This is a genomic window from Emticicia agri, assembly GCF_004168285.1.
GTDB classification, from domain to species: Bacteria; Bacteroidota; Bacteroidia; order Cytophagales; family Spirosomataceae; genus Emticicia; species Emticicia agri.
In genome coordinates, this window is sequence record NZ_SEWF01000147.1 from 1 (window position 1) to 350 (window position 350).

At 46.6% G+C, this 350-nt stretch carries 1 pseudogene; it reads left to right on the forward strand.

Annotation, left to right across the window (positions count from 1 at the left end):
* A pseudogene (locus EWM59_RS28095) lies at positions 1 to 350 on the forward strand (hypothetical protein); the annotation flags it as partial.

Sequence of the window (350 nt, forward strand, 5' to 3'; positions counted from 1 at the left end):
ACAGTGAACTGGTCGAATGGTTCATCAGGCACAAGTATAGTTTTATCAAGTGTAGGCACTTATAGCATTACAGCGACCTGTACAGTTGGTAGTTGTATTTCTCCGGCAAGTGCAGCAGTTACAGGGTTACAGATTGTAGCTCAACCAGCAGCTCCAAGCATCAATGCACCAAATCCAAAAGTGGTATGTGCGCCAAGCACTTTAACTTTAACGGCCAGCGGTTGTGCAGGGACAGTGAACTGGTCGAATGGTTCATCAGGCAGTAGCTTAACCCTTTCAAGTGTAGGCACTTATAGCATTAAAGCCACCTGTACAGTTGGGTCTTGTATTTCTCCGGCCAGTGCAGCAGT